At 37.5% G+C, this 20,338-nt stretch carries 18 protein-coding genes, 1 pseudogene and 1 other annotated feature; of the genes and pseudogenes, 5 read left to right on the plus strand and 14 right to left on the minus strand.

Translation table 11 applies throughout. The annotated features are described in order from the left end of the window. Nucleotides 1–227: 227 nt before the first annotated feature. Nucleotides 228–974 carry a glucose 1-dehydrogenase gene (locus tag Q0371_RS07375; protein WP_298469952.1) on the plus strand — a complete coding sequence of 249 codons (747 nt, stop codon included), beginning with the start codon at nucleotides 228–230 and terminating at the stop codon, nucleotides 972–974. A gap of 182 nt (nucleotides 975–1,156) precedes the next feature. Here Q0371_RS07375 and Q0371_RS07380 read toward each other — a convergent pair whose 3' ends face one another. The 3 genes from Q0371_RS07380 to Q0371_RS07390 form a co-directional block, all read right to left on the minus strand. After that, a complete protein-coding gene (locus Q0371_RS07380; protein ID WP_169359207.1) occupies nucleotides 1,157–1,666 on the minus strand; it encodes a GNAT family N-acetyltransferase in 510 nt (169 codons plus the stop codon). 31 nt (nucleotides 1,667–1,697) lie between these two features. Continuing rightward, nucleotides 1,698–2,096 carry a VOC family protein gene (locus tag Q0371_RS07385; protein ID WP_169359208.1) on the minus strand — a complete coding sequence of 133 codons (399 nt, stop codon included), beginning with the start codon at nucleotides 2,094–2,096 and terminating at the stop codon, nucleotides 1,698–1,700. Between the two features lie 78 nt (nucleotides 2,097–2,174). Further along, nucleotides 2,175–2,606 carry a GNAT family N-acetyltransferase gene (locus tag Q0371_RS07390; protein ID WP_298469953.1) on the minus strand — a complete coding sequence of 144 codons (432 nt, stop codon included), beginning with the start codon at nucleotides 2,604–2,606 and terminating at the stop codon, nucleotides 2,175–2,177. 682 nt (nucleotides 2,607–3,288) lie between these two features. Between Q0371_RS07390 and Q0371_RS07395 the strand changes: the two genes are divergently transcribed. Next, nucleotides 3,289–3,723, plus strand: coding sequence for a GNAT family N-acetyltransferase (locus Q0371_RS07395; protein ID WP_298469954.1), 435 nt, complete (start codon nucleotides 3,289–3,291; stop codon nucleotides 3,721–3,723). A 139-nt stretch (nucleotides 3,724–3,862) separates the two neighbouring features. Here the strand turns inward: Q0371_RS07395 and Q0371_RS07400 are convergent, their stop codons facing one another. Both Q0371_RS07400 and Q0371_RS19200 read right to left on the minus strand, forming a co-directional pair. Next, nucleotides 3,863–4,576 (minus strand): MFS transporter, encoded by a 714-nt coding sequence (locus Q0371_RS07400; protein ID WP_366518568.1) that lies wholly within the window; start codon nucleotides 4,574–4,576, stop codon nucleotides 3,863–3,865. Further along, nucleotides 4,559–5,040: pseudogene (locus tag Q0371_RS19200) on the minus strand (MFS transporter); the annotation flags it as partial. The pseudogene Q0371_RS19200 and the gene Q0371_RS07400, both read right to left, overlap by 18 nt. A 456-nt stretch (nucleotides 5,041–5,496) precedes the next feature. On the opposite strand from Q0371_RS19200, the gene Q0371_RS07410 reads away from it, so the two are divergent. Continuing rightward, a complete protein-coding gene (locus Q0371_RS07410; protein WP_298469957.1) occupies nucleotides 5,497–6,000 on the plus strand; it encodes a cytoplasmic protein in 504 nt (167 codons plus the stop codon). 60 nt (nucleotides 6,001–6,060) lie between these two features. Here Q0371_RS07410 and Q0371_RS07415 read toward each other — a convergent pair whose 3' ends face one another. The 6 genes from Q0371_RS07415 to Q0371_RS07440 form a co-directional block, all read right to left on the minus strand. Further along, nucleotides 6,061–7,314, minus strand: a complete 1,254-nt coding sequence (locus Q0371_RS07415) for a UV damage repair protein UvrX (protein WP_169359212.1) — start codon at nucleotides 7,312–7,314, stop codon at nucleotides 6,061–6,063. 473 nt (nucleotides 7,315–7,787) lie between these two features. Then, nucleotides 7,788–9,361 (minus strand): IS3 family transposase gene (locus Q0371_RS07420; protein ID WP_298469958.1). Its coding sequence is split into 2 segments (ribosomal slippage): nucleotides 7,788–8,728 and nucleotides 8,728–9,361, totalling 1,575 coding nucleotides; the frame shifts between segments, so codons are not numbered across the junction. A 159-nt stretch (nucleotides 9,362–9,520) separates the two neighbouring features. Further along, nucleotides 9,521–9,913, minus strand: a complete 393-nt coding sequence (locus Q0371_RS07425; RefSeq protein ID WP_298469959.1) for a hypothetical protein — start codon at nucleotides 9,911–9,913, stop codon at nucleotides 9,521–9,523. Nucleotides 9,914–10,220: 307 nt separating this feature from the next. Next, the gene (locus tag Q0371_RS07430; RefSeq protein WP_298469960.1) at nucleotides 10,221–11,261 is read right to left on the minus strand and encodes an ABC transporter permease subunit; all 1,041 of its coding nucleotides are present in this window, start codon (nucleotides 11,259–11,261) and stop codon (nucleotides 10,221–10,223) included. Beyond that, nucleotides 11,258–12,097, minus strand: coding sequence for an ABC transporter permease subunit (locus Q0371_RS07435; RefSeq protein ID WP_298469961.1), 840 nt, complete (start codon nucleotides 12,095–12,097; stop codon nucleotides 11,258–11,260). Before Q0371_RS07435 ends, Q0371_RS07430 begins: the two co-directional genes overlap by 4 nt. A gap of 693 nt (nucleotides 12,098–12,790) precedes the next feature. Beyond that, complete coding sequence (locus Q0371_RS07440) at nucleotides 12,791–12,952, minus strand: hypothetical protein (protein ID WP_298469962.1); 162 nt, start codon at nucleotides 12,950–12,952, stop codon at nucleotides 12,791–12,793. A 452-nt stretch (nucleotides 12,953–13,404) separates the two neighbouring features. On the opposite strand from Q0371_RS07440, the gene Q0371_RS07445 reads away from it, so the two are divergent. Next, nucleotides 13,405–14,811 carry an HD domain-containing protein gene (locus Q0371_RS07445; RefSeq protein ID WP_298469963.1) on the plus strand — a complete coding sequence of 469 codons (1,407 nt, stop codon included), beginning with the start codon at nucleotides 13,405–13,407 and terminating at the stop codon, nucleotides 14,809–14,811. A gap of 38 nt (nucleotides 14,812–14,849) precedes the next feature. Here the strand turns inward: Q0371_RS07445 and Q0371_RS07450 are convergent, their stop codons facing one another. Next, a complete protein-coding gene (locus Q0371_RS07450; protein WP_298469964.1) occupies nucleotides 14,850–15,650 on the minus strand; it encodes a methyltransferase domain-containing protein in 801 nt (266 codons plus the stop codon). A gap of 94 nt (nucleotides 15,651–15,744) precedes the next feature. On the opposite strand from Q0371_RS07450, the gene Q0371_RS07455 reads away from it, so the two are divergent. Then, entirely contained in the window at nucleotides 15,745–16,209 is a 465-nt protein-coding gene (locus Q0371_RS07455; RefSeq protein ID WP_298469966.1) for a hypothetical protein, read from the plus strand. 51 nt (nucleotides 16,210–16,260) lie between these two features. On the opposite strand, the gene ileS is transcribed toward Q0371_RS07455, so the two are convergent. Beyond that, on the minus strand, nucleotides 16,261–19,329 hold the full coding sequence (ileS, locus tag Q0371_RS07460) for an isoleucine--tRNA ligase (protein ID WP_298469968.1): 3,069 nt from the start codon (nucleotides 19,327–19,329) through the stop codon (nucleotides 16,261–16,263). A 52-nt stretch (nucleotides 19,330–19,381) separates the two neighbouring features. Beyond that, nucleotides 19,382–19,622 (minus strand) — a binding site (T-box leader). 130 nt (nucleotides 19,623–19,752) lie between these two features. Continuing rightward, complete coding sequence (locus Q0371_RS07465; RefSeq protein WP_251553208.1) at nucleotides 19,753–20,307, minus strand: GNAT family protein; 555 nt, start codon at nucleotides 20,305–20,307, stop codon at nucleotides 19,753–19,755. Nucleotides 20,308–20,338: the final 31 nt, after the last annotated feature.

The raw sequence follows: 20,338 nt of genomic DNA on the forward strand, positions 1-20,338 counted from the left end.
TGACCCGAGGGGCAAGGCGATGGAGCTAGACATCAAGAAAAGCGCAAGCGCCTATGTCTGTCCCGACAGGCAAATGGGGAAAAGCGAGGAGGCAGCTCCCCAGCCACCGGAGCTTTTATCCATTTGACCCGAGGGGCAAGGCGATGGAGCTAGACATCAATTTAACGACAGGTTCACAATTTTATAATTTCCTAAACAATAAAAAAACATAGGAAGGCGGCATTAAAATGTTCGATGACAAGGTAGTAATCATTACTGGAGCAGCTCAGGGTATTGGCAGAGGAGTTGCGCAAGTTTACGCAGAGAACGGTGCTCACGTGATTTTAGCTGATAGCAATGAATCGCTTGGTAGAGAAACGGAGGAATCTCTTTTACAGCAGGGGTACTCTTGTCTTTTTATAAAAACGGATGTCCGAGTGGAAAAAGACGTTATAAATCTAATGGAACAAACTACTAAAGAATTCGGAACGATTGACATACTGATTAACAATGCAGGGAAATTTCAACCGAGCTCGCCTTACGACTTATCGTTGGATGAGTGGGATGACGTCATTCATACAAATTTACGAAGTGTTTTCCTTTGTAGTCGTGAAGCAGCCAAAATTATGAGAACTAATGAGTACGGTGGCTCCATCGTATCGATGGCTTCTACAAGAGCTTTTATGTCCGAGCCCAACTCCGAGTCCTATGCTGCTACTAAAGGCGGCATTATTTCACTGTCCCATTCCTTAGCAAGTTCATTAGCTAAGGACAATATTACAGTTAATTGTATATCTCCCGGATGGATTGAAACTGGGGATTATAATGACCTCCGGGAGGTAGACCATGCTCAGCATTTCTCGGGTCGTGTAGGAAAACCAAGTGATATCGCTAAGGCCTGTCTATATTTGACGGATCCTTCTAACAACTTTGTAACAGGCACAAATGTAACAATTGACGGCGGCATGACAAAAAAGATGATCTATGAGGCATGAGTCCCTCTTCTAAACTAAGAAAATCCTTTCATTCTTTTATATAAGAGGGTGAAAGGATTTTTATATTTTTTTATATTATTTGAGGATTACACTAGGAACTGACTTCACTATTAATTGTAGGTGCGTTAAGCTACTGATCTGTAAAAGTTATTATGTATAGATTGTTTAGCGCTGATCGGGAATCAAATATGTCCACCTATTAACGTATAATGAACGAACTCTATACTTTCTCCGGCTATGTAAAATTCCTTAGCTTGGACCTTTTGAAATCCGTTTTTCTCTAAAACCTTTTGTGAAGCGATGTTATTAGCTGTGGTTTTAGCATTCACTTGATTAATTTCTTCCCATGAAATGGTTTGTAGCAACACTGCTACTGCTAGACTAGCAATCCCTTTCCCTGTGTGCTCTGCTCCAATTCTGTAGCCCAAATCCGCCTTTTTTTGTTGTTTGTCAATATCTATTAAATTAATACGCCCTATTATAGATTCGGATTCCTTGATGAGAAAAAAATAGGATTCTCCCCTTGCTTGTTCCTCTAACAAAGCAATATTCTTCCTCATAAATATTTCGTGATGATAGTAATCTCCTCCCCTTGAAGGTACGGTCTGTTCAAAATAAGTCCTGTTTTTGGATTCAAAAAGATAGAGCTCTTCTATATCCTCCATCTTTAGCCTTTCAATACTAATGTTCATTTAAAAAATCCCTCTTTCTGAAGACGAGCTATTAATTACTTTGATTCTTATTCAACAACTGTATTCGCTCTTTTTCTTCCTGTTTATCCATGTATTCAAAAAAGCCAATTTGGTTTTCCCATGGATCCATAAAAGTAGCCCATTTGGCCCCAACTTCTTCCCTCGAGTGAATTTCGAAGTATTCTACACAAAGTTCCTTCATCACTCGTTCACGTTCTGCTTCCAAATCCTTCACAGCTAAACGCAATGGACCGCTCCCCTTTGCTGGAACGCCTACTGAAAGTTGAAGCCAACACCCTGAGATTACTTCCCATTCCACAAACCCATCATGTGGAATAAGCTCTGCCTCTCTTTTTAATAACGTTTTATACCATTGAAGACCTTTTTGGAAATCGGATACTCTTATCTGGACCGTCATTTCAAAAAACATTAGCTTTCCTCCGTTATTTAACTTGATTGTATATTGGTTTTTGTCTCCTGCTTCATACGTTTATTATGCTTAGACACACTATCTCGTTTGATGAACAAGGATCTTTTCTTCCCACACACACAAGAACCGCTCTACCCCAGGATACTTTTCACCAAGACTCGAATCAGTAAATCCACATCGCCGATAAAAACCTACCGATTCACAGTCTGTTTCCGCGGTTAATCGATGAAGCCCTAACTCCTGCACGACATAATCTAGCATCCTGCTTCCTAGCTTTTGTTTTCGACTATCTGGGGTAACTGCTATATGCTTTATTTCTGCATGATGTCTCTCTATCATTTCTATTCCTATACATGCAACATAGACGTCATTGGTTTTCCAGCCATAAAGCGTTCTTGTTTCTATTTGTTGATAAGCATTATATTCTTCTATTACTTTGTCCGTTGACGTGGCAAGCTCTAGTAACTTAAAAATATGTATGTCTATTTGGTTTTCTACAATTTCATTCAACTAAATATCTCCCCCTTCCTGTCTATCCATTGCTCTGAAATAATGATAAAAATACTACTATCTTTTACTTTTTTGCATGATTACGAAGCAATTGATCCATGTGAGAATAGGTACGGATAACAGGATAATTAAAGAGCTATTTGTGAGCTTCAAAAATACTTTAGCATCCATTGCATACAAATTAGCCGCGGCTATTCCTAAAAAGCACACATTTACTATACAGCTTGTCAGCATTGCCTTCCGTCGACCCCACCTTTTTAACACAAACAAGGATAAGAAAGTTGAAACTATAAAGGTTATTACTATTATTAACGCGACAATTACATACAGAGCTTTCACCCCCTAGTTTTAATAATTCTTTGTTTATGTGCAAAATACCTTCCTTATCCCCAAAGACTTCCATTGTGTTTAACGCCGTTTAAGTCCAATTTCCCGCAATCCCCAATCAAAATGAAAAAGCTGCCTGAAGAAGTTGGCAGCCTTATCTAGTAATATTTAGGGTTAGTGAACAACTAAGCTTCCACTTCCTTGTAAGAAGAATACTTTCACGATTAAATTTAGTATGCGCTATTCGTAGGTTAAAAACCTTCTTAAAAACAGCGTTAACTGAAAACTCGAATTGGGAAATAGATTCAATTTATGAAATAATAGATTTATATTAATTTATAAAGGAATGATGATAATGTACATAGAAAAGATTGCATCTGATGCTTCATTACAAGAAGCTTTTGACATCAGAAAAAGTGTGTTTGTTGAAGAACAGGGTGTCCCTTTAGAGGATGAATTTGATGAATTTGATCAGTTGGATGGGCAGTGCCAGCATATTTTAGTGTCTATCGATCATAAAGCAGTAGGCACGGGTCGTATTCGAGCGGTCGATGGAGTAGGAAAGCTAGAACGCATCTGCATTTTAGAGCCATTCCGTAAACTCGGATTAGGAAAAGTCATTATCCATTCCCTAGAGGAAATAGCGAAGGATATGCGTCTTTCTAAGGTTAAGCTTCACGGTCAAACGCACGCCGAGGGCTTCTACGCGAAACTCGGTTATCACACAGCCTCCGATGCTTTCATGGAGGATGGTATTCCCCACCTTTTAATGACCAAACAGTTAAATTAATTAGCTATGTTAAAGGTAAAGGTTGATTTTAAATACACATAAAAAATGAGCTAGGATATTTCCTCCTGGCTCATTTTGCTTTGATATTGATTTTTTATTAAGCACCTCGTTAGTTCAACAAAAAGACTTTATTCGGAGGTCATGTATCTGAAACAGCTGATGCCTTTTTTGTTTCTTTGACTTTTTGGGTACTAAGGACAAAACTAAGAACTGCTGCAATGCTACAAACATACGGAAGGAAAGAGTATCCCCATTTAGAAATGACAAAACCACCAATCATTGAGCCAAGGGTAATACCAATATACAAAGCGGTATTATTCCACGCCATGACAATTCCTCGTTCGTATGAATATTCAACCGCTAATCTTGCTTGGTATGAAGTAAATCCTGCATACCCAACTAAAGCCCATAAGAACAAGAAGAAATAGATCCAATCACCTGATGTGAAGAATATACCTAAACAAACAAATATTAGAGTCAAGAACATGAGCGTAACTTTCGATATATTCCTTTCTCCAAATCTATCTGTTAATTGTCCACTTATAAGACTTCCTAAAACAGCTCCGATACCATAAAAAGTTATAGCTAATGCGATTTCTGTTGATGAGAATCTATTTTCAGAATAAAGAGAAGCTCCTAAGTAAACATAAAGAGCATACATTGAAATCGCCCAAAAGGTTGTAACACTTACCGAACCAAGTATTCTTAGCAAATTTCCTTCAAATAGATTCCTTGTTAAATAGATTCTAGGAACATATTTCCAGGTGTTGAAATTTACTACTGCCAATATAGCTCCTATAACAGCCATTATAACAAATACTGAACGCCAACCGAGAAAATGCTCTAATAACATACCGAATGGAGCTCCTGCCCAAAGAGCTGTTAAGTGTCCTGAAACAACAATCGAAAGCCATGTCCCTGTCCGATTTGGTGGTGCAGTATCTCCAATGATTGCGTAAATCAAAGGAGTAATTGAAGCAACAGATAAACCAGCTAAAACACGACTAACAATTAACCAAAAAAATGAAGGAGCAAAAGCAGTTAGTATGTTAGAAATGACGAACAACAATAAGCCAAATGTAATTAATGGTCTCCGTCCATTTTTATCTGAAACCATCCAAAGAAAGGAGCGGAAAAAGCATATGTGACTGCAAAAACTGTTACCATCCATCCAGTCATCGCTGAACTAACATTATAGGCTTCCGAAATGAACGGTAGTAAAGGAGATACTACAAATAAGTCAATACCCATTAAAAACAATGTTATCCAACCAACACTTAAACCTACCTTCCCACTAAACTCCATTACATCCCCCATTTATAATTATTGTTACATGTATATTCTTTAAAGCTATAAAAAGGACCTCTTGTTCAACTAAACCGCTGCGTTAGCTTAAGTGTAACATTCACAAACTAAATCGCTTCACGAAAAAACAACTCTAGCCTTTAACAGAGTTAATTAATTTAACTATTCTCAAAATAAAAAATTTTATGTTACAATACGATTAAATCTGTTTGGAGAAAGGATACAAAACTCTTATGCCAACATTTACTTTGTAATGGATCAACTAAATTGGATAGCACTTTTCCTGATTATTTTAACCAAGGGATTAGTCTGCCCATCTACCATTACAAAGGAACAAGAGCACACCAGTAGTTTCGTATGCTTTTAGGGATCCTTTTGGGGTCTCTTTTTTGTTGTACAAATTAATAACGATTCTACCAATGTCCAAACGGATGCAATTGTTCCTTTATCTTATATGAGGTGAAGGAAATGACCGTTATACGTCATGATTGGGAAATTCTAAAGAAGCAAACAGTTCGTTCAGAGATAAAGCATTGCAAAATGTGTGGGAAAAACTCTACGTTTACCGACACTAATATACGAAGACATAATTCTAATGGGAAGCATATATACCGATTTGCTATTTACAAATGTGAAAAAAACCACACTTGGAATAAAAAGCTAGACATTTATAAAGCTTTTCGTAAGCATGAGAGGGTTTATGGACGAGAGCCTGTACATCAAAAAAGCATTTTGACAGAAATACCCGTCCATCTTTATCTAGAAAATCGAGTATCGGAAGTTCATATAATGATTAAATCTATAGAAGGAGTGTATCGTATTGACTCTCTTCTTTCTCAACAAATACCTGATTGGAGTAGGACTGTTGTCGTTGATAAAATAAAAAGCGGTTCTATTTTGGTAAATGACCAATGCATTAAGCCAAGTATGAAAGTAATGCCTTATGACACTATCATGATTAAGCTAGACTAAAATAGTGGTTCTAGTATGTAAAAAAGGAGGCTTGTGACCAACGTCCAAGTCCTCCTTTTTTTATTTCTTATGTCCTCCAAGTAGGCCCGCCCGCTTAACAGCAGTTCCAGCTTCCGTATAGGAAACTGCACGTAAAACAGCGGTTGAACCATACTTGTTCCGAAGATAATCCATCGTTTTCCCAAGCTTTCGTTCCTTCCACTTCCCTTCCTCAAAAAGGCTTAGCTGCATCGAGTTCTCTGGCTCTAGATTGGTGATCGAAATGGATAGTTTCCTTACCGGACTGCGGTCGTAAAAGTCATCAAAAATCTGCTCGCATATTTTATAGATTTTCATGGTCGCATTCGTTGGTTCATCTATAGAGCGTGAACGATTGAATCCACCACCAAAAACCTCCTTACTATAACCGACCGATAGATGGATAGTGCGTCCAACCATATTAGCTTCTCTTGCTCGCCTTGCCACGTCCTCACACATTTCCAGTATGACTGCCATTACTTCTTTTTTCGTTCGATAGTCGCGAAACAATACTTGACCCTTTCCATAGCTTATTTGACCATCTACAATGGGTGCTCCCAGTTCCGAGAGATCTATCCCCCAGGCATGGTGGTACAGCTGATTTCCCATCACTCCAAATTTTTCCTCCAGTAGATCCAAGGAAGTGTTTGCGAGCTGCCCTACATTGAAAATCCCCATATTATTTAACGTTTTTTCCAATCGTGATCCTATCCCCCACATTTCACTTAACGGGGAAACAGGCCACAGCTTTTTAGGGATGTCTTTATATGTCCATTTGGCAAAGCCAGTTTTTTTGGCCTCTAAATCAAGTGCCAGCTTTGCCACAAGCATATTCGGCCCCAATCCCACTGCACATGGAAGCTGAAACTGATAATGCAGGCCATCCTGAATACGTTTGACTGTACGCTCAATTGGTCCCCAAAGCTTTTCGGTTCCTCCTAAATCAGCAAAGCATTCATCCACGCTGTACACATGAATAGATTCACTTGGGACAAACTGATTTAAATAACGTGTTATCTCCATTGAAACCCGAACAAAAAACTCCATTTTCGGCTCTAGCAGATGGATGGATGGATCGTCTGGTATTTCAAATAATCTGGACCCCGTTTTAACACCAAACCTTTTTTTCATCGGAGGTGAAGCAGCAAGCACAATACTTCCCTTCTGCTCCAAGTTTCCAATAACCGCAATAGGCGTATTCATCACATCAAGCCCCGCCTCTGCCGCAGCACAGCTTGCAAAAAAGCTGCGGATGTCTATACAAATAATGCTTCGATTTTCTAAGCCCTCATACATAAAAGCTTCCCCTCCCAAAAGAAACATTCGTTCCTCTTAGTATATTACAAACATACGTTCTTATTCAATGGTAATGTAGACCATTGGAGGAGGAGGTGTATCGGACTGGCTGACCTTTGCTCGGATGGCCATATTAAATTTAAAAACTCATTACAATTACGGGTTTACTTGTGAGGTGCAAAACGTAAAATGACCGTCTTAATAACACAGTATTTCACAAAATGAATCACAGTATATTTCAAAGATAAAAAAGGTTGCAACAAAAGTCTCTTCAAAATACAATATAGCTGTTTTCCGCTACGGCGGGCGCTTTCTGCGGTGCACGATTTCAATCTCCTCGTCGCTTTGCTCCAACCAATGAGAAGAGAGAAATTATTTTTTATTAGAAATCAGTTATCTTAAAAAAGTAAAGACATGAAATCAAGTTTGGACTGCCCCCTGTCAAGTAGACAGTGTAAATAATAAAAATTGAACTAAGCGGCTTGAGCTCTGAATTCTAAAGGGCTCAGGCCGTTTAGTCGTTTTTGATAACGTTGATGATTGTAAAAGTAAATATAAACATCAACTGCTTTTCTTAATTCCTCAAACGACTGGAATTCCCGTAAATAATACATTTCTGATTTCAGTGTACCCCAAAAATTCTCGATTGGAGCGTTGTCCAAACAACGGCCAACTCGGGACATGCTGTGCGTCATTTTAGCGCCATCTACGATGCGTTTAAATCCCTTCGAAGTATATTGAAAGCCACGATCACTATGAATCATCGTTAAGGCGCCAGCTGGTAATTGTTCGATCACTGGAATAATCGTGTCAAAGACTAAACGATTATTATTGGATTTACCTAGTTTATAACCAATAATCGACCCGTCGTGTAAATCAATAATCGCACTTAAATATGCTTTTCTTCCGACACCATATTTGAATTCGGTAATATCTGTACACCATTTTTCATTTGGCTTGGAAGCCTTAAAATTACGATTTAACAGATTTTCTGCAACGTGTTGTGGTGTAGATTTCTTATATCCTTTTCGTTTTCGACGAATGACAGATTGTATTAGATACATACGCATTAAACGGTAAATTCGTTTTTCATTGTACGTAGGTGAGCCTGCCAATTCACGATAACGATTGATCGTCAGCGTCATACGACGGTATCCATAGATTCCATCAACCTGGTCGTATAGTAGGCGAATCCCCTCTAATAAAGCTTCGTTTTCTTGTTCGCGCTTTGTTGAGGTGCGCGCGCACCATTTATAATAGGCAGCACGTGAAATTTTAGCGATTTTACATAAGACGATAACCGGAATTCGTTCCTCTGTATGTAGTTCCTGAATCGCTAGATAACGCTGTTGTAAGCGAATTTGATTGATTAACGCCTCCTCTCGATTTCCTCTAACTTTTTTAAGAATAAGTTTTCTGCACGCAAGCGTTCCATTTCCCGTTCCATTTGTTGCATGCGTAATTTTAATTTCTCTTCATCTGTTAATTCTTCCATTGATTTCGTGCGCCCACGACCGTCTTTTAATGCCATTTCGCCTGCTGTTTCTAATTTCTTCACCCAGCTATACACTTGTTGATACGAAACCCCATATTTTTCTGCAGTTGCTAGATAATTTCGTTGATTGTTTAAGCAATATTGTGCAATTTCAATGCGTTCCTCTACCGTTGTTGATCTAGCTTTAGTCATAGTTTTACTCATTCCTTTTCTTGAGTCTTTTAATTCGCTATGACTATTATACTTGCGAATCCAACCATACAAAACAGAATCACTACTCACTTGATATTTTGCGAGTATTTCATTCATGGTTAGTCCATTACGTGTATAATCTAGTACCGCAGCTTCCTTCAGTTCTTTGGAGTAAGGTTTCCAAGTTTTTGATTCCTTCAACCCCTCTAATCCTTCCGCTTTATATTTCACTTGCCAACGGTAAAGTGTAGTATAGGTTAATTCATGCATTCTACAAATTTCTTCTAATGTATATTTTCCATCCTCAAACAGTTGGAGAACGGTTAGCTTTTGTTCAACTGTATGCTTACTTCGCGCCATAAAAAAATACCCCCAACAGGTAAACAGATTTTTGTTTTTTCATCTGTCTACCTATTGGGGAGCATATCAGTTGCTGATCTCACGTCTTTTAATTTATTGACTAGTTATGTCACAGATCTTTTCTATCTTTTTTAACGAACGCCTCAATCAGTTGATTTATTACAAAATAATTTCTTCCCCGATACTTATAGCACGAAAAGGATTTATTTCCTTCGATTTTAACGATTCAATAAAGTCTGGAGTTAAATCCTCTTTGTTAATAATTATTGTTGTAGAACCAGATACTCCACCGTTTAAAAAAATGGGTTCAATAGATTCGGGATTCTTAAGTCGCTGATAAAAAATACTGTCTAAAACAATAGTTGCATAACTAAAATCATCTGCATAATTAGTGAATTGAAAGTTAACTTCAAAAATGAGGTCATCATTGTTTTCCTCTATCTCATAGGTGAAACTTTTTACTTCTGAACTTTTATTAGGAAATAAGATCCACACTAAGCATAATAAAAAAATCACAGATATAATGAAAAATAGTACTTTGTTTCTTTTCAAAAATTCCCCTCCATTTTATTAACCTGCCCGGTTAGCGCTAGGACACCCTTTTACAATCTTTCTAGATCCGTAATATCATTTTAACATAAATATCCATTATCCTAATTGTGTAATTCACCTACTAATCCCCAAAAATTAAAACAGTAAAAACGCACTGTGAATTACTTTTTGAATTTAAGTGCGTTTTACTATGTTTGTGCCTCTAAAATAAACTCGTTAGTTAACATAGGCTTGTCTTTGATGTGAGCCTAGCTGTCATTCACTCTACATCGTAACCTCTGCCTTTAGAGGATATTTATAGATTTCCCTAAACTTTCTGCTTTTCTTTCCCCTCATGTAAAAGTTGCATTTTATCCTGTAGCTGTTGCTTATTCCATTCCACGACGTCCTCAGATACAAACGCCACTTTCTTTCTCTTTGGAATTCTGACTTGCCCATTCACTGCCCGAGTATAACCTTCTATCATGGCGGAAATGGCTAAAATAACTAAGGCAAAGCATATAGCAGGGCCTAGTGGGAGCCAAGGCACACCTTGTAGGTAACGGAAGGATGATCCAAAAAGTCCAGCCCATTCATAGGCAATCGATTTTGGAGGGTCTCCAAACATAGGATCATAGCTAACTGCCGTACCTCCAATATATAATTGCAACAATCCTAGATGTGTGAACACCACTAATGTTTCTACTACCTGTTGGCCATATAAAACAAATAACTTCTCTCTCATCATTGGAAATAGATGACGAGTAATAATTCTTGGTCGGCCGGCACCCAGTGTTTTAGAAGCTAAAACATATTCCTCCTGATAGAGAAGGTTCGCCTCATTACCTATAAGTGAAGCTACTATCGGTACCGTAATGATTGCCATTAATACCACTTGAATAATAATTCGCTCCCATACTGTTGTAGAAAATCCCTCCATCGGCTCCCATAACACAGGGTAAAGCATTAGATAAGAAAAGATCGTCATGGGAATATAATGTAGAGGATCAATAGCACTGTTAATAAGCGTACGTCTCTTCTGCCAATAAGTACCGATTGCAAACCCTAACGGTACTGCGATGAGCATTCGGACAGCTGCAACACCCATTGCCGATATGATGGTATATTTTGCACCAAGCATGATTTTAGCAAACATGTCATAGCCATACTGATCCGTCCCAAGTGGATGCATCCAGCTAGGGGATAGTGGCGCAGCTTCTATAACTCTGCCATTCTCCATTAAAAAGTAGGTTTGCTTCGGATCTGGTCCAAAAATCCATTCAAATATAAAACTGCCTAATAAAAAGAAGGCTAATATAATAAATCCAAACACAAAATAAGGCTGTCTCCACACTGATTTTTGCTTCATCCTATTGCTCTCCCCTTGTTCACATGACGTAGAAAATACCATTCACCAAAGCTATACAGGAGGAACACTGGGAAAAAGAAGCTACACACCGTTATAAAAAATAACTCTCCGGTTATATTGGCACTCAAATAAAACATAATACCTGGCATGTTAAACATACGTTCTAGGATAAATAAGTTGGAAAGCATAAACCACATCGTTTTTTTCGATTGAAAAAAGATACTAATAATCGCATTTCTAAACATATGTATGAGTAAAATAATCAATTTGCCGAATCCAAGCGATCTTGCAAGCTCTGTATACATTTTCCGTTCCTCTGCCTCAAAAGTAAGCATACTTAATCGGTAAAGCTGAACCATAGGAAGAATCATCAAACATACTACTGGAAGCAAATAAATTTTCTCCCCACCTGTAACGGCTATCTTCACAAATACTCCTGTATGCCTATGAATGATGATTACTAGAAGCTGAATGAGCATTATAATCAATATATCCGGAATTGATTCCAAAAAGAAAAAAACAGTTTTAATCCGCTGTCTAACTCGTTCTTTACATAACATAGTGATCACAGTAAAAAATAGAGCTAACAGAACAGCCACTATAAGTGCCAAAAATAAAGTCTCGAGAGAATATTGGATGTATTCTCCAATATGCAAACCCGCATATTTTTCTAATAGTTTACTTAAAGGAAACAATCCAAATAGGTGGTCTCTATATTCTTTCCACCAAAACTCCCCTTGCTGGAAGCCTGTAATTAACAACGGTAATCCACTAATCAGTACAATACCAATAAACGCAACACCTAGCTGAAACATCCATCTCCAAAAAACTTTCATAATAATCCCCCGTGACTAAAATTTACGATGAAATTATCATATCACAATAATTAACGAATAAAAGAGAATTTTCAGGAGACTCAATATATTTAGAGGAAAAAGGTAGTTTTTAGTTTTAATTGTTAGATGCTTCACTTAAACTATGATTCCTAACAATCTCTGTAATGGGTAAATGGTTAACTTTGAAGTTTATGATGAAGAGGAAGGTTTTTATCCGACTATGTCGAATAAGTTAATATATGTAAAGTAATGAATATAAGTGGCATTACTCAATTCTGGAGCGACACTCAACGGTGTAGTTTATCTACGGGGGATTTTATATGATAAGCAAAACAAAAAACTCTAAATATCTAGATTTCAACAGCTATTTCAAGAAATTATTTCCCTATATCTTTATCCCAACTTTATTAGTATTTCTGATAAGTGATTCTTTCATTACAGATAATCCGTTTAAGGAATTAGAGGATTATGGTTCATTTTTATTTGTAAGTTTATTTTCCTTATTAATGGCAACTATATTAAGCTCAGTAATAATTAGTCTTATCTGGGCTTTTACTAAAAAGGTCGACTAAATTGAATAACTGTGTTTTTATTAAAACACCACAATCAAAAAATGAGCTTGGAGTACGTGGTCCAGCTCATTTTTTGCGTCATTTAATATAACGTTCAGAAAAATAATCTATAAATTATTGGCTAACTTTTTTCGGGAGTAACTGTGAGAACCTTAGTTTCTTTCCCATATTCTAAACGAATAGTTTTTCTTGCCTCAATTGGTGATCGGGCGTTCACCGCTATAACCTCTACTACTCCATTCACTTCCATCTCCACTAAAAAGCATTTTGCACCACATTTCATATTAAACCCTCCTCAAGCATTACTTTAAATTTATCTAAAAAGAAACTTTTAATCAAAAATTAGGATCATCGAATAGATAGTTTAGAAACATGTGACCTCGAGTGAATTACACTCAATTTATGGGACACTTATCATATTTTATGGGCGAGTTTTCACTGTTTATGGGACACTCTCCAACCATTTACGGGCGCTTTCCTTATTTATGGGACACTTCTTAATCCTTATGGGACATTATTTCATATTTTACGGGCGAGTTTTCACTGTTTATGGGACACTCTCCATTCATTTATTGGCGCTCATACGGGGAGACTCCAAATGTTTAGGATTGTTCTATCCTTTAAAAAGGAATTCTGACATTTCGGTAGAATAAATATAAATACCACTTATTAGTCTAAATTGCTTTGCTCAAGGAGGACTTAATACATATATTAATAAATGGAGGTGATTTTCAAATGAAGGAAGTAAAAGAGCAGCTTATACATAGCTGTAACTATTTAGAGGAAAGAGAATTAGTTCAACTAAAAAGTGCCATGGATTTTGCTGAAAAGGCGCATGTTGGCCAAACACGAGCAACTGGTGAACCTTACATTATCCACCCTTTCGAGGTGTGCCTGATTTTGTCCGAATACAAGGCGGACATAACGACTTTAGTCTGCTCCTTACTTCATGATGTAGTGGAAGATACAACAGTTGATCTCAAGGAAATCGAGCTTTTATTTGGAAAAGATGTCGCCTTTATCGTGGATGGGTTAACGAAGTTTGAAAAAGGTACGTTTGAAAAAGAGGAGTATAGTGCCATTAATATGGAGAAGCTCCTATCCTATGCTATTCAAGATATACGAATAGCAGCTATTAAACTAGCAGATCGTTTGCATAATATGAGAACCCTGGCTATCAAAAGAACGGAAAAGAAAATTCCCTATTCAAACGAAACACTTCTTTATTTTTCACCATTAGCAGAAAGAATAGGGTTGTTTACACTCCAAAGGGAGTTGGAAGAGCTAGCCTTCAGCTATTTGCATCCGGAACGGTATAAGCAATTTCGAGAGAAGATAAATAACTATACAAAAGTTTATGAAGAATCATATGAGGAATTTATTACCAAACTAATGAAAGAGGATACTTCACACATAATTACCAAACATAGATGGATTAATATCCCCTTATTTCAAGGGTACAACTTGTTAAGTGAAGGATTTTACCTTTCTGATATGTTTACTGTTCACATTACCATTGATTCTACCTTCAACTGCTATACAGCTCTTGGTCTCGTGCATTCCACATTTGAAACAATGCCAGATCATTTTGTAGACCAAATTGCCATTGAAAAACACCCCTTTATCAAACAGCTCAAAACAAAGGTTAGGGTAGCTGGGATTCCAATGACAATTGTTTTACAGGATAGGCAAACACAATACTTCTACCAGAATGGGATATTCGCTTGCTTAAAGACCATTGATTCTACAACTCTAAGTACCTCTCTTTTAGGGAATTCGATTCCTTTTGCTAAATCCATTACCAATAACCCAATTGCATTTTGTGAGCTAGTCTCTTTAGAACTTTTTTATAAAGAAATAGAAATATACACACCAAAAATGGATATTATTAAGTTACCAATTAACTCCAACATCATTGACTTTGCATATGCACTTAATCCGAATTTGGCAAATAAACTAGCCTTTGCCAAAGTAAATGGCAAGATAAGCTCACTTCAAACAATTTTAAAGGATAAAGATATAGTAGAGCTCCATGTGAAAAATAAAATCACCGCTAATGCAAAGTGGCTTCATTTTGTGAAAACCTCAAAGGCTGTTAAAGAAATAACCGATATCGTGAATGATGAGACAAACCCTGCCTAACATTCCATAAGAGTCTAGCAATCTTATGGCGTGTTAGGCTAGTTTGCGATTAATACTATACTGTTTAATGATTGAACATTCTTATTTGAAGCTTTCTCTAGTAAGGCATAATAACTCTGAATTAGCGTCTGTATTTTAACGGGAGAATGATTAAATTTCTCTCTCACTGATATCGCATAGTCTACTTCCCATTTGCCGTCCTGTAGGAACGATGCATCCACATTTTTCGAGTCAACAAGGTTCCAATCTGACTCTTTCAGCATATCTTTAAGTTGTTCCTTGTGGAAAATATTTTGGATATTACCCTCGTCTTCAAACTGTTCTGCATATATTGCCAATATGCTCGCTGAATAAAAGTGGGCAAGCTGCTCTGGCTTAGTCCATTCTAAATCCCACTCAGCGATACATATGCGCTTAGCTACCTTCTTTAATCGTTTAAGATAAGAAAGCAACGTAGCAGGTTCTTGAAAATACCAAAGACAGTGAGAGAGAATAGCTACATCATATGCCTCGTCTATTTTCATCGTTAGGAAGTCTGCTTCTAGATCAAAAGATATTCGGTTACCTATTGGGGACGATTTTATAAAGTCAGTTGCTTCTCCTAAGGTTATGGGTTTACCGTAATCTCTGCCAGCAATATCAATTGCCATTACAAATCCTGTTTCACCTACTGCATCTGCCAATGCGACTGTTGTATCACCTTGACCACACCCGATTTCTAGCACTCTCATGCCCTTTTCAATATTAAAGGCTTGTACCAGCCCTAGGCGATGTTGAAGCTGTATACGTTGAATAGAAGAACTTCCTACTGTCTTCATATAAGTTAATAATTTTTCCATTTTCACTACCCTTTCACTAAAGTTTAAATGAAAATAAACAATAGTATGAATTAATGTAATATACTTACTTTATCATAACAAAAGGAGGAACAAAATGATCAAGAAGTTACTGGATGAAACTGAAAATATCAGCTACTTTGTTTACTTAACCAACCGAGGAGATGCCTTCCCTAAAATAGGTGATAGCCTAGAGGAAATTTATACAAACCTTCGAGAAGAAGTTTCTATGGGTTACACGGATCTGTGGGTACTAAAGAGAGTTGGATTGTTGAATAAGCATGATACATTCTACTTTTCAGAAAACGATCGAACAGCAGATGACGAATTAAAAAGAGCCCAATACCTTCCTGAAAAGATTTATATCACATTCACCTTTGTACAAATTAACGAAGCAACTTCTCCTATGTACACCAATTCAGGCGGCACTATGACCCACCTCACTTATGAAGAGGCAGAAGAGTATGCTGTTAAACATATTGATAAAATGAAACAGAAATATCCAGAAAGAGAGTTTTATGTTTTATATGCTCGTTTAGTGGAAAGAAATACTTGGCATTAATAGAGACTTGAAAAGGGACCATTCGCGAAAGAATGTCCCTTTTTTTAGTTTTTATTCGAGTGCTATTTCAATCTCATGACCACCAATCGTCACACTTATACCTGATACTCTTTGTTGTTTAACGATAAGCTGATTCATTAATACACTTTGTTCTAACAATGGATAAAAATTGTTTATGATTGCATGCATCTCGGCAGTTGTGTGAAGGGTGATATTTACTCTTTTTTCTACAGGTAAAAGCAACTGCTTCCGATAGGATTGGATTGCCCTGATTAACTCACGCATCCACCCCTCACGTATCAAGGCTTCCGTTAATGTCACATTTATCACAACGGTCATGTCATTACTAGTTCCATAAGCAAAGCCATCCTTTACTTTATTCTCTATTAAAACGTCTTCTAGTAAAACAAGATTTTCTTCTAACTTTATACTTCTATTTTGAATAAGCTCGCTTACCTGACTAGATGTTAAGTTATTTAGCCTCACATTAATACTATTTGAATGTTTGCCAAACTTAGCAGCTGATTTTTTAAAATCTAATCTCACAGTTGAAGTAAAATATTCTTCTCCGCTGTTAAGCAGATGAATCTCCTTGATATTTAGCTCTTCCCTTATAATATTTTCATATGCACTCCAATTTATTGGCTTGCTGCTCTTCACAAACAATTGTGCTAGAGGCTGCTTTACCTTTATAGCAAGACTGTTGCGAATGCTTCTTCCTAGTTCAACAACCTGTAATACCTCACCCATTTCTCGCTCGAGTAATTGATCGATTAGGGATTCATCAGACTGTGGATAATCAGCAAGATGGACACTTTTCCCAGTAAGTCCCACGTATATTTCTTCCGCGATAAAAGGTGTAAATGGCGCAAGTAATTGGCTTACTTTAGTCAATACCTCGTAAAGCGTTTCATATGCTGCTACCTTATCCTTATTAAGACCACTTGACCAAAAGCGTTCCCTCGACCTTCTTACGTACCAGTTGCTGATTTGTTCCACTAAATGTGCAATATCTCTGGCTGCACTCGTAAAGTTAAACTCATCTAATTTAATGTTAACGTTGCGAATTGTACTATGAAGGCAGGATAGAATCCATTTATCTAATGTTGTTTGCTGAAGGGCTTTATCTCCCGTTACCACATATTTATCTAAAGTAGTATAGAGCGTATAAAAATGATAAACATTGTCTAATGTATCAACCAGCTTAGATTTCGCCTCTTGAACAATTCGTTCGGAAAATCTTTTTGCATTCCAGGGGGCACTGTCAACGAGTAAAGCCCATCTCAGCGAATCTGCCCCATAGTGTTGGATCAGCTCAACGGGATCCAACGCATTTCCTTTGCTTTTAGACATCTTTTGGCCGTTCTCATCTAAAATATGCCCAGTGGAAAGAACACGCTTATATGGTGACTTACCTGTGAACAGTGTAGAAACAGCCAAAAGACTATAAAACCATCCTCTTGTTTGATCAATCCCCTCTACGATCAAATCTGCTGGAAACTGTTTAGAGAATAGCTTCTCATTCTCAAATGGATAATGATATTGGGCAAATGGCATAGAACCGCTGTCAAACCATACATCAATTACCTCAGGAGTTCTCCTCATAGTTCCAGCACACGAAGGGCAACAGAGACGAACATCATCTACGTATGGCTTGTGGAGCTCAATACTTCCTAGAGGATGTAGCGAATACTTGCTTAATTCTTCTATACTCTTAGGGGCGAGCTCAAGCTTACAATTGCTGCATTCCCACACATTAAGTGGGGTGCCCCAATAACGATTACGACTGATATTCCAATCGACCATTTGCTCTAAAAAGTTGCCGAACCTACCATGTTTGAGGTGCTCTGGATGCCAAGATACGGATTCATTATTAGCTAAAAATTGTTCTTTTAAGGCTGTAGTTTGTATAAACCAGCTTTCCATTGCGTAATAGAGCAATGGGGAATCACAGCGCCAGCAATAGGGATAGCTATGCTCGTATTTTTCCTTGTAAAACAGTAGCCCTTTATGGGAGAGTAATCGTATAATCTCTAAATCACACTCTTTAACAAAACGTCCTTCCAACCCCTCGACGGCTATTGTAAACCTCCCTCTTTCATCTACTACATGAATAAAAGATAAGCTATTTTCCTTCATCACTTTGTAATCCTCTTCCCCATACGCTGGTGCGATATGGACAATACCAGTTCCGCTATCACTTGAAACATAATTTGCGGTAACTACTTTATATCCCTTTTTTACATGTACAAGATCAAAAAGTGGGGTATAGGAAAGACCCTCTAATTCTGCCCCCTTTAAGGTGGAAAGAATCTCATATCCATCTTTCAAGACTTTTTTAACTAAATCTCTTGCGAGGATATATACCTCCTCCCCTTTCTTCGCTCGAACATATTCAAGCGAAGGATTAACCGCTAGGGCTACATTTGCCGGCAGTGTCCAAGGAGTAGTAGTCCATCCAAGAAAATACTCATTCTCTTTATGTGTAAGTTTAAACTTAACTATTGCTGATAAGTCTTTAACCGTTTTATACCCTTGAGATACCTCATGTGAACTTAAGGTCGTTTGACAACTAGGACAATATGGGGAAACCCGATGACCTTTTTGCAGCAGACCTTGATCATGTATAGTACCAAGGATATTCCATACACTTTCAATGTAGCTATTACTCATCGTCATATAGGGGCTATCCATATCGACCCAGTATCCCAGCTTTTCTGTGAAGTCACGCCATTCCTTTTCATAAACAAATACACTTTCCTTACATTTCTTGATAAATGCTTCGACCCCATAGTCTTCTATATCCTTCTTACCAGAAATACCAAGCTGTTTTTCTACGCCAAGTTCAACTGGTAGCCCATGGGTATCCCAGCCCGCTTTTCGAATGACCTGATAACCCTTCATTGTTTTATATCTAGCGACCAGATCCTTTATCGTTCTGCCGAGGGCATGCCCTACATGTGGCAAACCGTTCGCTGTAGGAGGACCTTCGTAAAACACAAATGTAGGATTTCCATCTCGTTGCTCAATAGATGCTTGAAATACATTATGCTCCTCCCACATTTTTCTTATCTGCCGCTCGCGTTGTAAAACCGTCTTCTTTACGTCCTTGTTAACCATCTGATATCACTCCACGTTCAAATTAATAAAACATACAAAAAACCCGCCCCAGTAAAGGGACGGGTTTAACCGTGATACCACCCTAATTCCATTGAAATCTTCACCTCAATAGCACTTAGCCACGTACAAGCATACGCGTTCCTTTTAACGGTAGACACCCGATCACACTTACTTAGTTCAGTGCGACTTCTCAGAGAGGATTTTCAAAAATAACCCAAACACCGACTTTCAGCATAGCATCGGCTCTCTTTGGAATAGATTTATCTTTTACTTTTTCTCATCAACGAATTTGTATGGTTTTATTGTGGATAAATTTATCATGTATGTAAAACGAATGTCAATAGGATTATTTGTTACTTAGCGAAAAATATAAATATTCGATCTTTTAGTTCGTTTCAAATGTTACTGATCCAAGGAACAAGCTTATTCTCTAAGCGCATAATAAATTAGAAAGTCTACCCATTCTTCCTCTTCCATAGAAAACTTCTCTCGTGTGCACTCGTATTTAAAGCCGGCTCTTTTAGCAAGAGTTTCGGACGGTCTATTATCAACATTAATATGAAGTTCAATTCGTTGGAACTTTAACGAGTCAAAAAAATATTTTTTAGCTTCTCTCACACTTTCGACTCCATACCCCTTTTTCCAATATTGGTTATGAATAGAATATCCCATCATAGCCCATTGATAATCCATCCTAAGAATTGTGATTAGTTCTACCTTTCCGATATTAACTCCATCCTCTTTTCTAAAAATACCCATTATATACATTTCATCGTTCTCTTGAGCCTTATTAAAACCTTTGATCCAATCAGAGAACCATTCATTAGACGCCTTCTCCATTATTTTGTATCCTTCGTCATATTTATATTGAGAAGGTAATCGATTATTAAATCCATTTGACCAGCTCTCATAATCTTCCTCATTAAATGTTCTGAGGATCAAGCGATCAGTCTCCAAATATAATTCTTTCATCGCTATCCCCCTCCGCAAATAATTTTGATCTCAAAAT

Source organism: uncultured Psychrobacillus sp. (assembly GCF_938022135.1).
GTDB lineage: Bacteria > Bacillota > Bacilli > Bacillales_A > Planococcaceae > Psychrobacillus.

Excerpts from the sequence above, each read along its gene's own strand:
- Q0371_RS07375 (WP_298469952.1), top strand. The coding sequence starts at position 228 with ATGTTCGATGACAAGGTAGTAATCATTACTGGAGCAGCTCAGGGTATT.
- Q0371_RS07380 (WP_169359207.1), bottom strand. The coding sequence starts at position 1,666 with ATGAACATTAGTATTGAAAGGCTAAAGATGGAGGATATAGAAGAGCTC.
- Q0371_RS07385 (WP_169359208.1), bottom strand. The coding sequence starts at position 2,096 with ATGTTTTTTGAAATGACGGTCCAGATAAGAGTATCCGATTTCCAAAAA.
- Q0371_RS07395 (WP_298469954.1), top strand. The coding sequence starts at position 3,289 with ATGTACATAGAAAAGATTGCATCTGATGCTTCATTACAAGAAGCTTTT.
- Q0371_RS07400 (WP_366518568.1), bottom strand. The coding sequence starts at position 4,576 with ATGTTATTAGAGCATTTTCTCGGTTGGCGTTCAGTATTTGTTATAATG.
- Q0371_RS07410 (WP_298469957.1), top strand. The coding sequence starts at position 5,497 with ATGACCGTTATACGTCATGATTGGGAAATTCTAAAGAAGCAAACAGTT.
- Q0371_RS07415 (WP_169359212.1), bottom strand. The coding sequence starts at position 7,314 with ATGTATGAGGGCTTAGAAAATCGAAGCATTATTTGTATAGACATCCGC.
- Q0371_RS07430 (WP_298469960.1), bottom strand. The coding sequence starts at position 11,261 with ATGAAGCAAAAATCAGTGTGGAGACAGCCTTATTTTGTGTTTGGATTT.
- Q0371_RS07435 (WP_298469961.1), bottom strand. The coding sequence starts at position 12,097 with ATGAAAGTTTTTTGGAGATGGATGTTTCAGCTAGGTGTTGCGTTTATT.
- Q0371_RS07440 (WP_298469962.1), bottom strand. The coding sequence starts at position 12,952 with ATGAAATGTGGTGCAAAATGCTTTTTAGTGGAGATGGAAGTGAATGGA.
- Q0371_RS07445 (WP_298469963.1), top strand. The coding sequence starts at position 13,405 with ATGAAGGAAGTAAAAGAGCAGCTTATACATAGCTGTAACTATTTAGAG.
- Q0371_RS07450 (WP_298469964.1), bottom strand. The coding sequence starts at position 15,650 with ATGGAAAAATTATTAACTTATATGAAGACAGTAGGAAGTTCTTCTATT.
- Q0371_RS07455 (WP_298469966.1), top strand. The coding sequence starts at position 15,745 with ATGATCAAGAAGTTACTGGATGAAACTGAAAATATCAGCTACTTTGTT.
- ileS (WP_298469968.1), bottom strand. The coding sequence starts at position 19,329 with ATGGTTAACAAGGACGTAAAGAAGACGGTTTTACAACGCGAGCGGCAG.